This is a genomic window from Acutalibacter caecimuris (assembly GCF_034335085.1).
Classification (GTDB): Bacteria; Bacillota; Clostridia; order Oscillospirales; family Acutalibacteraceae; genus Acutalibacter; species Acutalibacter caecimuris.
Map to the genome: position 1 here is coordinate 46244 of NZ_JAWXXJ010000013.1, position 13194 is coordinate 59437.

General features: G+C 54.6%; 9 protein-coding genes. 8 read left to right on the forward strand and 1 reads right to left on the reverse strand.

Annotation, left to right across the window (positions count from 1 at the left end):
• The first annotated feature begins 77 nt into the window (after positions 1-77).
• The 5 genes from U8U01_RS09225 (at position 78) to U8U01_RS09245 (ending at position 5923) form a co-directional block, all read left to right on the forward strand.
• Positions 78-1628: an ABC transporter substrate-binding protein gene (locus U8U01_RS09225; RefSeq protein WP_322173571.1), complete on the forward strand. Its 1551-nt coding sequence runs from the start codon at positions 78-80 to the stop codon at positions 1626-1628.
• Positions 1629-1731: 103 nt separating this feature from the next.
• The gene (locus tag U8U01_RS09230) at positions 1732-2655 is read left to right on the forward strand and encodes an ABC transporter permease (protein ID WP_322173573.1); all 924 of its coding nucleotides are present in this window, start codon (positions 1732-1734) and stop codon (positions 2653-2655) included.
• Positions 2656-2677: 22 nt separating this feature from the next.
• Positions 2678-3568 (forward strand): carbohydrate ABC transporter permease, encoded by an 891-nt coding sequence (locus U8U01_RS09235; protein WP_322173574.1) that lies wholly within the window; start codon positions 2678-2680, stop codon positions 3566-3568.
• An 83-nt stretch (positions 3569-3651) separates the two neighbouring features.
• Positions 3652-4758, forward strand: a complete 1107-nt coding sequence (locus U8U01_RS09240; protein WP_322173576.1) for a Gfo/Idh/MocA family protein — start codon at positions 3652-3654, stop codon at positions 4756-4758.
• 199 nt (positions 4759-4957) lie between these two features.
• Positions 4958-5923 carry a uroporphyrinogen decarboxylase family protein gene (locus tag U8U01_RS09245; RefSeq protein ID WP_322173578.1) on the forward strand — a complete coding sequence of 322 codons (966 nt, stop codon included), beginning with the start codon at positions 4958-4960 and terminating at the stop codon, positions 5921-5923.
• 208 nt (positions 5924-6131) lie between these two features.
• Here U8U01_RS09245 and U8U01_RS09250 read toward each other — a convergent pair whose 3' ends face one another.
• Positions 6132-8777 carry a glycosyl hydrolase family 2 protein gene (locus U8U01_RS09250; RefSeq protein ID WP_322173580.1) on the reverse strand — a complete coding sequence of 882 codons (2646 nt, stop codon included), beginning with the start codon at positions 8775-8777 and terminating at the stop codon, positions 6132-6134.
• Positions 8778-8974: 197 nt separating this feature from the next.
• Between U8U01_RS09250 and U8U01_RS09255 the strand changes: the two genes are divergently transcribed.
• From U8U01_RS09255 to U8U01_RS09265, 3 genes are read left to right on the forward strand one after another with little or no spacing between them, the layout of a single operon-like run.
• The gene (locus tag U8U01_RS09255) at positions 8975-11449 is read left to right on the forward strand and encodes an extracellular solute-binding protein (protein WP_322173582.1); all 2475 of its coding nucleotides are present in this window, start codon (positions 8975-8977) and stop codon (positions 11447-11449) included.
• Entirely contained in the window at positions 11446-12306 is an 861-nt protein-coding gene (locus U8U01_RS09260) for a carbohydrate ABC transporter permease (RefSeq protein WP_322173584.1), read from the forward strand. Before U8U01_RS09255 ends, U8U01_RS09260 begins: the two co-directional genes overlap by 4 nt.
• A 3-nt stretch (positions 12307-12309) precedes the next feature.
• Entirely contained in the window at positions 12310-13164 is an 855-nt protein-coding gene (locus U8U01_RS09265; protein ID WP_322173586.1) for a carbohydrate ABC transporter permease, read from the forward strand.
• Positions 13165-13194 lie beyond the last annotated feature (30 nt).

Here is a 13194-nt window from a genome sequence, read left to right on the forward strand (position 1 = left end):
CAGTTTTGAAAAAGCCTTTTGGTTATAATACAGTTGAACGAAAGGACGCTATTTGAAAAACAAAAGGAGGAAACGCAATGAAACGTACAAGGGAATGGGGCTACAGAATGCTGGCCCTGTGCTTGGCAGTGGCCCTGCTGTGCTCCATCAGCGCCTGCGGTGGCAAGCCCCAGGACAGCAGCAGTACCAGCAGCCGGGGGGAGGTTTCCGCCGTCCAGCCAGAAGAGCCCCAGGGCGGGGAGGAGCCAGCGGAACTGGTTATGTCCTTTTGGGCCTCTACCGAGCCTGCTGCGTTGAACCAGGTATTTGAGGCCCTGAGCGAGTACACAAAGGGGAAGATCGGTGTGACTGTAAAACCCTTTACGGTCAATATGTCCAACTATCCGCAGCAGATCAATCTAATGCTGTCCAGCGGGGAACAGATTGACCTGATGTGTTGCTATTACCAGTGGTTCCAGAGCCTGTATTCCAAGGGGCATTTGAAAGAGCTGGAATCCCTGGTAGAGTCGGAGGGCCAGAGGATTATAGATGCCATTGGCTGGGACTTTTTGAATGCCGGGCGGGTTGGTACAGGCTTATACGGGTTGACGACGAACCGGGATTTGGCCAAAGAGTATGGGTTCTTGATCGATAAAGAGATGGCCGAGAGGAACCATATCGATTTGGACAGCCTCCACAGCTTTAGCGATATGGAGGCAGCGTTTGAGATCATCAAGGCCAACGAGCCCGGTGTTACCCCTGTTACCGGCACGGAGGTCACGTATGCTGCCGAGTATCTGATTCCTGGTGCGGATTTGTTGACGGATGGTTTGGGGGCCCTGCTGGACTATGGCGAAGACTTGACCGTAGTCAATTTGTATGCCAGCGATGCGTATATGGAAATGGCGAAGATGACGCGCAACTGGTTTGAAAAAGGGTACATTTCGGAGGATGTGGTAACATCCGGTGAGAACGCCCGCTCTTATTTTAAGGCAGGGACGGCTTTCTCGGCCCTGTCTACCTTAAAGCCTGGTTACGCTTTTAAGGAGTCTAAGAGTATTGGCAAAGAAATGGCGCAAGTTGGCGTTATGGCCCCCACAACGAATACCACAGTGGTGCAGTCCATCCAGTGGACAGTCCCGGAAAATACCGACTACCCGGAGAAGGCTATGCAACTGCTGAACCTGATGTATTCTGATGAAACCGTAATGAACCTGCTGGCCTGGGGGATCGAAGGGGAACACTATGAGGTGCTGGATAGCGGCCTGATCGATTATCCCGAAGGTGTTACCGGCGAGAGTTCCGGGTACAACCTTAACGCGGGCTGGATGCTTGGCAACCAGTTTATCTCCCATGTCTGGAACGGCGATTCCCCCACCATTTGGGAGGAAACCGATGCATTCAATAAAGATGCAAAAAAGTCCAATGCTTTTGGGTTCTCCTATGATTCGTCTACGGTCAAGACCGAATTGGCCGCCTGCTCCAATGTGGTCAGCGAGTATGCCGTGTCCCTAACCTCTGGCCTGGTAGACCCGGAAACGGCCATCCCTGAGTCTGTAAAGAAACTGGAAACTGCCGGTATCGATAAGATTATTGCGGAGAAACAGGCCCAGTTGGACACCTGGGCTGCGGAAAACGGAAAGAAGTAAAAGGGGAGTTCAGATATATTACATGGATCTCTTCTTGCGGAGGGCCTCCCAGCTTGCGGATGGAGGCCCTTCGCAAAGCAAAAAAGACTGGAGGAGAGCAGCTATGAGGAGCAAGAATAAGCTGCAGAAACTGAAAAAATTCATCCCACTTTACCTGATGATGGTACCTGCGCTGCTTTACCTGCTGATCAACAACTATCTGCCCATGTTTGGGCTGGTCATTGCCTTTAAAAATGTAAATTTCAAAAAGGGTATATTGGGCAGCGACTGGGCCGGGTTTGACAATTTTAAGTACTTATTTGCCACCCAAGATGCCTGGGTCATTACCCGGAACACCCTGCTGTATAACATTGCTTTCATCATTGTCCATACCTTCCTGGCGATTTGCCTGGCTATTATCCTCAGTGAACTGACTGCCAAAAGGAGCAAACGGTTTTACCAAAGCGTAACGCTGCTGCCCTATTTGATCTCCATGGTGATTATCAGCTACTTAGTCAACGCTTTTTTAAGCAGCGACACAGGGTTCCTTAACAACAGCGTGCTCCCTCTGCTGGGGTTGGAGCCGGTTTCCTGGTACACAGACCCCGGCAAGTGGCCAGCCATCCTGATAATTGTGGATGCCTGGAAAAATGTGGGGTACCTGAGCATCATCTACTACTCCGCCGTGCTGGGCGTGGATCGGGAGTATCTGGAATGCGCGGCCCTGGAAGGGGCTACCAAGATGCAGCAGATCCGTAAAATCATTTTGCCGCTTATATCGCCGGTTATCACCATTATGGTTCTTTTGGCCATTGGGAAGATATTTTATTCGGATTTTGGCCTGTTTTATCAGGTGCCTATGGACGCAGGCCCCCTGTATCCAACCACCAATGTAATCAGCACCTACGTGTACCGCGGCCTGATGCAGTTAGGGGATATCGGAATGTCCTCCGCAGCGGGGCTTTACCAGTCGGTGGTAGGGTTTATCCTGGTGCTGATTTCCAACCTGATCGTACGTAGGCTGGAGCCGGAGAACGCTTTATTCTGATACATGGAAAGGAAAAAACCTTATGAAAGCACGGGAGGAACGGGTTTTCCAGGCAGTGTCCCATGTGATTATGATTTTGGCGTCCGCTGCTTGCGTTATTCCCTTTTTACTGCTGATTATTTCATCGTTTACAGACAACAACACCATCGTGGCAAACGGCTATTCCTTTTTTCCGGAAAAGTGGGGCCTGGATGCTTACCGCTACCTGTTCCAGCGCAGCGGCCAGATCCTACAGGCTTACGGGATCACCGTGCTGGTCACAGTGGTGGGTACTGCGGGGAACCTGCTGTTTACAACCATGCTGGCCTATCCTCTGTCCCGGGCAGACCTTCCGGGTAGGAAAGCTTTAAGCTTTATGGTGTTTTTTACGATGCTATTCAATGGGGGCCTGGTACCAACCTACCTTTTGTATACCACCTACCTGGGGGTGAAGAACACACTGGCTGGGTTGATCGTCCCCCTGTTGTTGCTGAATGCCTACTGGGTAATGATCATGCGCACTTTTTTTCAGAACAGTATCCCAAAGGCAATCATTGAGTCGGCCCAGATTGACGGCGCCTCGGAAATGCGGATATTCTATAAGATTATCCTGCCTATGGGCAAGCCTATCATTGCTACGGTGTGCCTGTTCGCGGGGATTACCTACTGGAACGACTGGTATAACGGGATGGTCTACGTTACGGAAGCAGATCTGTTTAGCATTCAGCAGTTACTGAACCGGATGCTGTCCGATATCCAGTTCCTACAGACCAACGCCTCCATGACGGGGGCGGCAGATTACATCAGTAAAATTCCGGGAACAACGTTGCGCATGGCCATTGCTGTGGTGGGCATCCTGCCCATTCTGGTGATCTATCCCTTTATGCAGAACAACTTTGTAAAGGGTATCGCTATTGGTGCGGTGAAGGGGTGACAGGCTCTTAGCATATCTAAGAAAATCATCCTGGTTCACGGGAAATACCAATCAAACAATATAAATAAAGGAGCGATAGACAGATGGAAGAGAAAAAGATCCGGATTGGCATCATTGGCTGCGGCGGGATAGCCAACAGCAAACATATGCCCTCCCTCAGCAAGCAGCCTGATGTGGAACTGGAAGCCTTTTGCGACATTATGGAGGAGCGTGCGCAAAAAGCCCGGCAGGATTTTGGAACAGAGGACGCAAACGTGTACACGGACTATAGGGAGCTGCTTAAAGACGAGTGCATTGACATTGTACACGTCTGCACCCCCAATCGTGAACATAGTTTCATTACAGTGGACGCCCTGGAGGCAGGAAAATATGTGATGTGCGAGAAACCTATGGCCATCAATGGAAAAGAGGCCCAGAAGATGCTGGATGCAGCCCGGCGTACCGGCAGGAAATTGACCATTGGCTACCAGAACCGCTACCGGCCTGATGCCTGGTATCTGAAACGGGCCTGCGACGCGGGAGAACTGGGGGAAATCTACTATGACAAAGCCCATGCCCTGCTCCGCCGTGGGGTACCTACCTGGGGCGTGTTTATAGACGAGTATGAGCAGGGTGGCGGGCCCTTGATTGACATCGGCACCCATGCCTTGGACCTGACCCTGTGGATGATGGACAACTATAAGCCCCACTTGGTCGTGGGTAGTGTATTCCGTAAACTGGGTGGCCAAAAGGAAACCGGTAATTCTTATGGGGATTGGGACCCTGATAAAATCACGGTGGAAGATTCCGCTTTTGGTTTTATTGTGATGGAAAACGGCGCCACCATTTTATTGGAGTCCTCTTGGGCGTTGAATACATTGGATATTGGGGAGGCAAAAACTTCCCTTTGCGGCATAAAGGCCGGCGCGGATATGAAAGATGGGCTGCGCATCAACCGGGTTAAGTACAACAAATGGGTGACGGAGCAGGTTACGCCGGATTCAACGGTGATTACCTCGTATGGGGTGAAAGTGGAAAAGCCCTCCGATGTGGAGGCCAGGATGTGGCTGGATGCAGTGAAGAATCATACTGATGTGGTGGTGAAACCGGAACAGGCCATCGTTGTCACCCGGATACTGGACGCGATCTATCGTTCCGGGCGGACAGGAAAACCTGTGATTTTTGGCAAAAACGGGCTGCCTGAGGAATAATTAGGAAGAAAGCCGCTTGCAAAACTACCTGTAAGCGGCTTTCCATGTGGTTAAAAGTGGGAGGGGGTTCCCAGTTCCACACAGGCTGAACAGTTTTCCCATCCCTGCTGTTTACTTTCTCATCCCTATGGTTTAAATAAAGCAGCATCCACGCACCAGCTTTGCGCGACGCTGCCTTTTAAGAAAAGGAGGATACAGTATGACAAAAAAACAAAGGGTTTCAGCCGTTTTGCGGGGGGAAAAGCCCGACCATATACCCGTGGGGTTTTCCTTACATTTCCCTGAGGGCAAAAACGCAGGGGAGGCCGGGGTACAGGCCCACCTGGAGTTTTTCCGGGAAACAGATACAGATTTGGTGAAGATCATGAATGAGAACCTGGTGCCTGCCCAAGGGGCGATCCGGCGGCCAGAGGATTGGAACTGTATTGCGCCTGTTAAGCAGGAAACGCCCTTCGTAAAAAGGCAGTTGGAGTTTTCAAGGGCTATTTTGGATCAATATTCTGGGGAGGGGTATTCTCTGGGGACGCTCCACGGCATTACGGCCTCCACCATCCACCCCATTGAACAGGCATATGGCTATGATGGGGCACGGACCCTTTTAGTGGAACATCTGCGGGAAAACGAGGGGCCTGTACTGGATGCCATGAAACGGATTGCCGAGGGGATGTGCCAACTGGCCTGGGGTTATCAAGAGGCAGGCGTAGATGGGGTCTACTACGCGGCTTTGGGGGGCGAGGGCCGATGGTTTACAGACGGGGAGTTCTCCCAGTGGATTGAGCCGTTTGACAAGCTGATCCTCTCTGAAATCCGCAAAGCAGGGCTGGGCGTTTTCTTGCATATTTGTAAAGATCAACTACAGATGGAGCGCTACCGGAGCTATGGGGCATTTTGTGATGTGGTAAACTGGGGCGTCTATGAGGCTCCCCTGTCTATGGAAGAGGGCCAAAGGCTATTTCCTGGAAAAGTGTTGATGGGCGGCTTGCCCAACCGCAGCGGTGTGATGACCGAAGGCAACAAGGAACAGTTGACCCAGGAGGTAAGGGGGCTAATCCGGCGGGTTGGCCCTACCCATTACATATTGGGCGCAGACTGCACCTTGCCCACTGAGTTGCCATATGAGAAGATCAACTGGCTGGTGAAAGCCGCCAGGGAAATCGGTTTGTGATAGGCGGTGGAGATAGAAACGGTAGACTGCTACCCATACCGGGAAGGGCGGAGCATCCTTGGCAGAGACGGGATGACCCAGGCCGTCCCAGAGCAGGGTTTTAATGGCGAAAACCCCGCTGTAGGGAATATAGCTGCGGTACTGGTTCCAAATTCAGTCGGCTGGCGGCCATTCCAGATCAGCGGGTTATAGGAAGGCTAGGCCGGGTTTAGGTTTGCATGGTGAGTTTGACCTCCCCGGTGATCCCGCTGCCACAAGTTGGTTCCTGTACGCCCATAAACTGAGCAGTGGGGTCATCCTTGCTGACGGTGTAGGCCCAGCGCTCCAAAGTGGTGGCAACCTCAATGCGCAAGGTGTTTTCTCCGGGCCGGGCAAGGGCCGTCAAATCATAGCGGAAGGGTGGGACGATCTGGATACCGGCAGTCTGGCCGTTGACAAATACTTCAACGCCTTCCATGGCGTTGGTCACTTCCAGGGTTAACTGGCCGCTGCTGTAAGTAAAGGCACTGTCATAGCGCACAAACCCGGAAAAGGTTGGTTGTTCCTCTGCCAACCGGTCAGGTAGTGTGACTGCTTTTGCCGGGCCAAAAGTGGGGTATTCAATGCTTTGGCAAGTAGAACGCTGCCAGGGGGCCAGGGGAAGTTCCTTGCAACCGGGGGTTACGGGGGCTTTAAGCAGGGACGGGTCAGGTTCGTCCAAAATTAGCAGGTAGCCCCGCAAGGGTTCCAGGCACAGGGAGAGGCTGCCGCTGTTGATTTGCGCGGGAAAAATGGTGTTTTCCCAGGGGTCATACCAGTAACAGGGGCCGGTTTCAGGCAGTTCTGCCGTACCTATGTATGGGATAGTGCCTTCATTTACAAAGTAGTACAGAGCAACATCCCCCTGATAGTGCAATACCCGCACAAAGCTATCTGCCGGGGCGAGGGCGGCATCCCTTGCCCCGGCTTGTTCCGCAGCGGAAACCACCTGGCCAAGGGGAAGGGCCTGAGCCTGCTGCAAGGTTTCGGGCAAAGGTGCATCACTGTCAGAGAGGCCCTGGGGTGCACCGCCTACAAAGAGGACGGGGAATCCCTGCTCTATCAGACCGGCAAGGGCATGGGCCGCCGCACTGGGGAGGAACTGGCTTGCCGGCACAAGCAGCAGGCGGTAGGTCTGGCCGTTTACCTGTAGGCCCCTCTGGGTTTGGGTGTGATAGCGGTCCGGTTCGGCAAACACATCGCAAGGCAGGGTATCAAATTGAATTTGTGCCTCGGTGAGTGGACGGGCGATCTTTTGAGTTAACATGGCCGTGCCGGCCCATTCGGCCTCGCCGTGGTACAGCACCGCTGCCCGGCTAAGCCGCCGGCCACCGGAGATCAGCGTGCAGACCCGGTCCATGTAGGCCATCAGCCGGCCAAAATGCCGGTACTGGGGGTTGTGTCCATGGGCGTAGAAATGAGGCGGGCAGTCTGGATCCGGGAAGAGCGCGGGGCTAAAGGCATGGGGCACAAAATGGTTGATCCCACGCACCATGAAGTGGTCGGCCAGATATTTTTCCAGGCGCAAGCCCTCTGCCCAGCCATAGGCCCCAAAAATCTCACACATAGCGTCGCCGTGCTTTTGGGGTTCAATGGCGGCAGCGCTGGCGGCCAGGTTGCCCAGCATGAAGTGGTAGAATTCCCCGTCCCGCTTTTGGCCCATAGTGCCGGTATCCGGCCCATCCTCGCCCTGAGGCAGTACCTGCCCACCAATGTCATCAATGCCGGCCATATCTTGACCGTCCAAGCCACGGAAGTAATGGCCCAGGCTGGCCCCGGTGCGGGCGTGGGCGTTGCCGTCCTCAATCAGGTGGCCGATGTACTTCACCCCATGCTCCCGGCACCACCGGCCGATCTGCCGGCTGAAACATGACCGTACCTGCCGGGTAGCGATGTCCATATAGGTATAGCGTAGCCGGGCAGTTTTCCGGGGATCGGCGGCGTTGTCCCACAGCAGGTATAGCTGGTTGGCCCAATGTTCCCCCAAGGCCTCTTCCAGCAGGGGAGGCAGGGTATTGGCAAAAGGTAGATCCTGGTCCGTGCCCAGCGGGTTGTCAAACCAGAACAGATGGCCGTTACCCAAGTCGGGTTCGTCAGAGAAGAAACCGGCAATGGTCTTGCCGAAATCAGCCTGGTAGTGGGCCCAGTGGGGCGCATATACCGCGTCGATGAGCAGACGGCAGGCCCGCTCGTCCATCATATTCATATATTCCCGGCGGTAGCCCAGGTTCCGGCTCAGGCCAATGACATACACGTTCCAGTTACCCGTGGGCTTTTGCCAGGTTACGGTATCTTCCCCGGCATAGGGGATATAGACAGCCTCCCCGGTACCCTCCTTTACGGCGGTCAGGGCAATAACCTGGTCATCGTCAAAGTGGGGCGGATCCGGCATCATGGCCGGTAGAGCAAATTCCTCCATTGGCCCCATAGAGGGATAGGCAGGAGGGATAAGCCCGGCCAGCGGCAGGGTAACGGTTTCCGCCTGGCCCTCCAGATGCAGTATGGTAGCACAGACGCTCTGCCGGTGCAGTTCCGGCGGGGCGTTTTTTAACGCGCCGTTGGCATAGCCGGTGGGGAAGTGGCTATCATCCAAAATCCACACTTTCATCCCCCGACGGCGGGCCTCATCCAAAATCACGTCCATATCCTGCCACCATTTTGGCCCGCAGAAGTCCGGGTGGGGACGGCTTTCTACACAGACAGCCTGGCAGTTGGCCTCGTCTATGGCCTGCATATAGCGGCGCAGGGTGGTTTCGTCCTCCCCGTGCTGCCAGAAGAAAGGCATCAAATGCCCGTCTGTGTGGCCTGCCAGTAGTGCCTTTACCTTGTCATTCATATGGAAACTCCTTCCTATATCAGCATTTTTGTGCTATAATTTTACCAAAAAATGGGATGGCTGTCAAATAACTTTCTCAGTAGAACCGGATACAGTACCTGCCAAAAAGGAAAGAATTCTTTATAGTTTTAGAGATGATTTAGAGATTGATGGTGTAAGATGGGGGTAGAATCTAACGGAGAAAGGATGTTAGCGCGATGAAGAAACGGATACAGAGATGGAGGAGAGCAGGATTGCGGGCTGCGGCCTGGTTTCTGGCCGGAACTATGTTGCTGGCGTGTACCGCTTGCCAGGGCAGCGAGCCGGAGAGTTCGGAGGTTGGGGACGGACGCCAGGGCAAGGGCCGTTATGTGGAAACCACGATGGGCAAGCCGGATACAGCTTGGGTACAGGCCCTGGCAGTGCAGGATGACCGGCTGATAGCCCTAGGAGGCAACGGGCTGTTCCAATCCCTGGACGGGGGAGAGAACTGGGAACGGATGGATATAGCAACCCCCGAACTGCAAGAAGCGATGGATACCTACGCTATCTGCAGCGGTTGCATAACAGAAGAGGGCGAGATCATTTTCTCTACCTTGAGCGAGGAAGATGGAACCATGGACGAGAAAACGGGAACTGTGAAAAGCATCTACCGCTACTATCTTTTGGACAAAGATGGTAACCAGCGGCAACTGCCTATCCAGTTGCCTGATGATCCTCCTGCAACCACAGGGGAAGATGTGGGGGCGGAGGACGGCCCCAGCGAAGAGGGCAGTGCCGATGAGGAAGAAGTGGTTACGGGAAGTTCTACCACTGTTACAGTGGGGGAGGAGGATGGCACCGTTTATTACGAGCCCCCTGCCAATGCCCCCCAAAAGATGATGGTAGGCCCTGATGGCACACTGCTGATAGGGGATATCAAAAACTGTATCCATCAGTTCGACCTGGAAACCGGGGAGATACTGCATACGCTGTACAGCGATACCCCTTGTGATAGTTTTGCGGTAGTGGGCAATACCCTGGTAGCCGGCTACTTTGATGGCGCTGGCCTGTACGATATGGATACCTGGGAAAAGAAGGACCCGGACCCGGTTCTGAACCAGTTCCTTACCGGCCGTATCCCGGAAGGGGAGGAAGACCTGATCAAACTGAATAGCGAGAACCTGAACGAGGCATATATCGGCGAGGGACCGGTGCTGCTGTTTGGCAGTGAGGAGGAGAATATCGTCTATATCAGCGGGCGAAACGGGCTGTACCGGCACCCCTTGGGGGGTACCAGTGTAGAACAGTTGGTGATGGGCGGGCTTACCTCCATGGGGGATCCTTCCTGCAACATAGAATTTATGGTAAAGACCGGGGGCAACAGTTTCCTGGCCTGCTGCGACTCCTCTCAGGGAGGGACAGGGTTCAGCATCCTCCGCTACCACTTTGACCCGGAGATGGACGCCACCCCTGCCAATGAGCTGAACGCCTTTTTGGTATATGAAAACACGTCGGTGCGCCAGGCCATTGCAACCTACCAGAAGGCCCACCCGGATGTGCTCATCAACATGGAGATTGCCCAGGGGTTCAGCGAGGCCACGCCCCTTTCCGATTCCCTGCGGGTGCTCAACGCCAACATCATGGCCGGTAAAGGGCCGGATCTGTTCTTTTTGGATGATATGCCGGTGGACAACTACATTGAAAAGGGCATACTGACCGATCTGAGCGATTTGGTGGACGAGGCTTGCCAGGAGGAAGAATTGTTCGAAAATATTGTGCGCGCTTATACACGGGACGGCAAGCTGTGCGCTGTGCCTACTGGTTTTGATGTGCCCATGCTGGTTGCCCCGCAGGATAAGCTGCCTCAGTTGGACAGCCTAGAGGCCCTGGCCGCAGCCGTGGAGGAGCAGCGCGCTGCCCATCCCTACAGCGAGCAAAACTCCATTTGTGGCCTGGTCTGGCCCTATATGGCGCTTGACAGGCTTTATGACGTATGTGCCCCCTCCTGGCTGCAAGAGGACGGGACCTTAAATCAGGAAAAGCTGCGGGAGTTCCTGCTTGCGGCCAAGCGCATCTACGATGCGGAGAGCACAGGCCGGCCTGAGAATGACGGGACCATGTTCTATAGCAACAGCTTTGGGCTGATGGGAGCGGATATCCTGACAGGGGTTTCCGCCATGGAAGTGGGGGCCATGATAGAGCCCAGTGGATATAACTGCCTGAAAACCGTGCTGGACAAGGTGGAGGGTTATGGTTACGCCCCCCTGAAGGGGCAGGTAGAGAATGTGTTTATCCCTAAGGGGTTGGTGGGCATTGGCGCTAAAAGCCAGCACCAGGAGGTGGCTCAGGATTTTGTAAGGTTTATGCTTACCAACCAGAACCAGGAAAATGCCCATAATTGCCTGCCGGTAGGTATTCCGGCACTGAAAAAGCTGTCAAACGCGGGTTCTTATACCGGTATCAGCGTAGGCGCCAGTGTTTTCGGCCAGGACGGCCAGGAGTTTAATATCCAGTACCGGGATTTGACCCCAGTGGAGGAGAACGAACTGGTAGAATTGTTGGAGGGGCTGGACACGCCCGCATACCAGGACATAGTGATGCGCAACGCGGTGATTGATCCGGGGGTCAATATGCTGATGGGGGAGATGGACCTGGATGCTGCCGTGGAGGAGATTATGAGCAAGGTAAACCTGTATCTGTCCGAATCATGAAAAAGAAAAGCCTGCAAAAATGCCGGCGGGAGTGGGCCGGGCTGCTGTTTGTCCTGCCCAGCCTGCTGGGGGTAAGCCTGTTTGTGCTGGTGCCCTTCCTGGACGTGGTACGCCGCTCCTTTGTGGGGGCGATCTCTGAGCAGTGGGTGGGGCTGGGCAACTATGCCGCTACCTTGGGGAACCCGGCTTTCCAGTTGGCGTGCAAGAATACCCTGCGTTTTGTGGGGGTGTGTATCCCGGCCTTACTGCTGCTCTCCTTGCTGGTGGGGGTGTTTTTGCAGCGGGAGAAACAGGTGGGGCCTATGCTCAAAACAGCTTTCCTGTTCCCTATGGCCATACCTGTGGCCTCAGTGGCCTTGGTCTGGCAAGTGCTGTTCCACGAAAACGGCATTGTCAATGGCCTGTTGGACGGGCTGGGGGTCAACCCGATACGGTGGATGAACAGCCCTGCCGCCTTTTGGGTGCTGGTGGGCAGCTACTTATGGAAAAACCTGGGCTATGACATTGTGCTGTGGATGGCAGGGCTTTCCGGCATACCGGACAGCCTGTATGAGGCCGCCCGGATAGACGGGGCCGGGGAATGGCGGCTGTTTAGGCATATCACCCTGCCAAGTTTACTGCCTACCTTTGCCACGGTTACGGTGCTGTCCCTGCTAAACTCCTTCAAGGTGTTCCGGGAAGCCTACTTGGTAGGCGGGGATTACCCCCATGAGAGTATGTACCTATTGCAGCACCTGTTCAATAACTGGTTTAGGGATTTGTCCTTTGACCGGATGGCGGCCGGGGCGGTGATGGTATGCGGTGTAATATTGCTGCTGATTTTCCCGCTGCAAAACCGGCTGGATAGGGAGGGCTAGGAGATGAAGAAACTGCTGCGCCGCCTGTCCCTGTTGGCTCTGCTGGGCGGGACTGCTCTGCTGGTGTGCGCGCCGGTGGCCTTCCTGCTGGCAGGTACATTTATGGATCAGAGGGAACTGCGGGAAAACCTGGGGCCTGTGCTATTGGCCCAAAGGGGCAGTTTCGCTCGCTGGAGCCTTTTGCCCCGGCTACCCACCCTGCGCCCGGCGGTGGAACTGCTGCTGGACTCCCCGGAGTTCTTCCATATGTTCTGGAACACCCTGTGGATGACAGTTGGCATCCTGCTGGGGCAGTTGGCGGTGGGGGCCCCGGCGGCATGGGGATTCGCCAGATACCGGTTTCCCCTGCGGCGGGCGCTGTTTGCCCTGTATGTCATTTTAATGCTGATGCCCTTCCAGGTGACTATGCTTTCCAGCTTTCTGGCCCTGGACCGCCTGGGGCTGCTGGATACCCGTTGGGCAGTGATTTTGCCTGGGGCCTTTTCTACCTTCCCGGTGTTCATCATGTACCGCTTTTTCCGTTCCATCCCGGAGGCCGTGCTGGAATCTGCCCGGCTGGATGCCCGTAGCGGGTTCCAGGTGTTCTGGTATATCGGGCTGCCACTGGGGTCGGCGGGGCTGGTTTCGGCCATGGTACTGGGCTTTCTAGAGTGCTGGAACCTGATCGAGCAGCCTTTGGCTTTCCTGAAAGACAAAACCCTATGGCCGCTGTCCCTTTACCTGCCAAACATTAGCCTGGAACGGGCTGGCCCTGCTTTTGCAGGTTCAACGGTTGCGCTGATCCCGGCCCTGCTGGTTTTTTTAAGCGGGCGCGATTATCTGGAGCAGGGTATTGTTGCCGCGGCGGTAAAGGGGTAGGGGATCGGATTTGATTCATTATCTTAGAAA

Bases quoted from the DNA above. Each gene is read 5' to 3' on its own strand.
- U8U01_RS09240 (WP_322173576.1), top strand. From the start codon at position 3,652: ATGGAAGAGAAAAAGATCCGGATTGGCATCATTGGCTGCGGCGGGATA.
- U8U01_RS09260 (WP_322173584.1), top strand. From the start codon at position 11,446: ATGAAAAAGAAAAGCCTGCAAAAATGCCGGCGGGAGTGGGCCGGGCTG.
- U8U01_RS09225 (WP_322173571.1), top strand. From the start codon at position 78: ATGAAACGTACAAGGGAATGGGGCTACAGAATGCTGGCCCTGTGCTTG.
- U8U01_RS09255 (WP_322173582.1), top strand. From the start codon at position 8,975: ATGAAGAAACGGATACAGAGATGGAGGAGAGCAGGATTGCGGGCTGCG.
- U8U01_RS09245 (WP_322173578.1), top strand. From the start codon at position 4,958: ATGACAAAAAAACAAAGGGTTTCAGCCGTTTTGCGGGGGGAAAAGCCC.
- U8U01_RS09230 (WP_322173573.1), top strand. From the start codon at position 1,732: ATGAGGAGCAAGAATAAGCTGCAGAAACTGAAAAAATTCATCCCACTT.
- U8U01_RS09235 (WP_322173574.1), top strand. From the start codon at position 2,678: ATGAAAGCACGGGAGGAACGGGTTTTCCAGGCAGTGTCCCATGTGATT.
- U8U01_RS09250 (WP_322173580.1), bottom strand. From the start codon at position 8,777: ATGAATGACAAGGTAAAGGCACTACTGGCAGGCCACACAGACGGGCAT.
- U8U01_RS09265 (WP_322173586.1), top strand. From the start codon at position 12,310: ATGAAGAAACTGCTGCGCCGCCTGTCCCTGTTGGCTCTGCTGGGCGGG.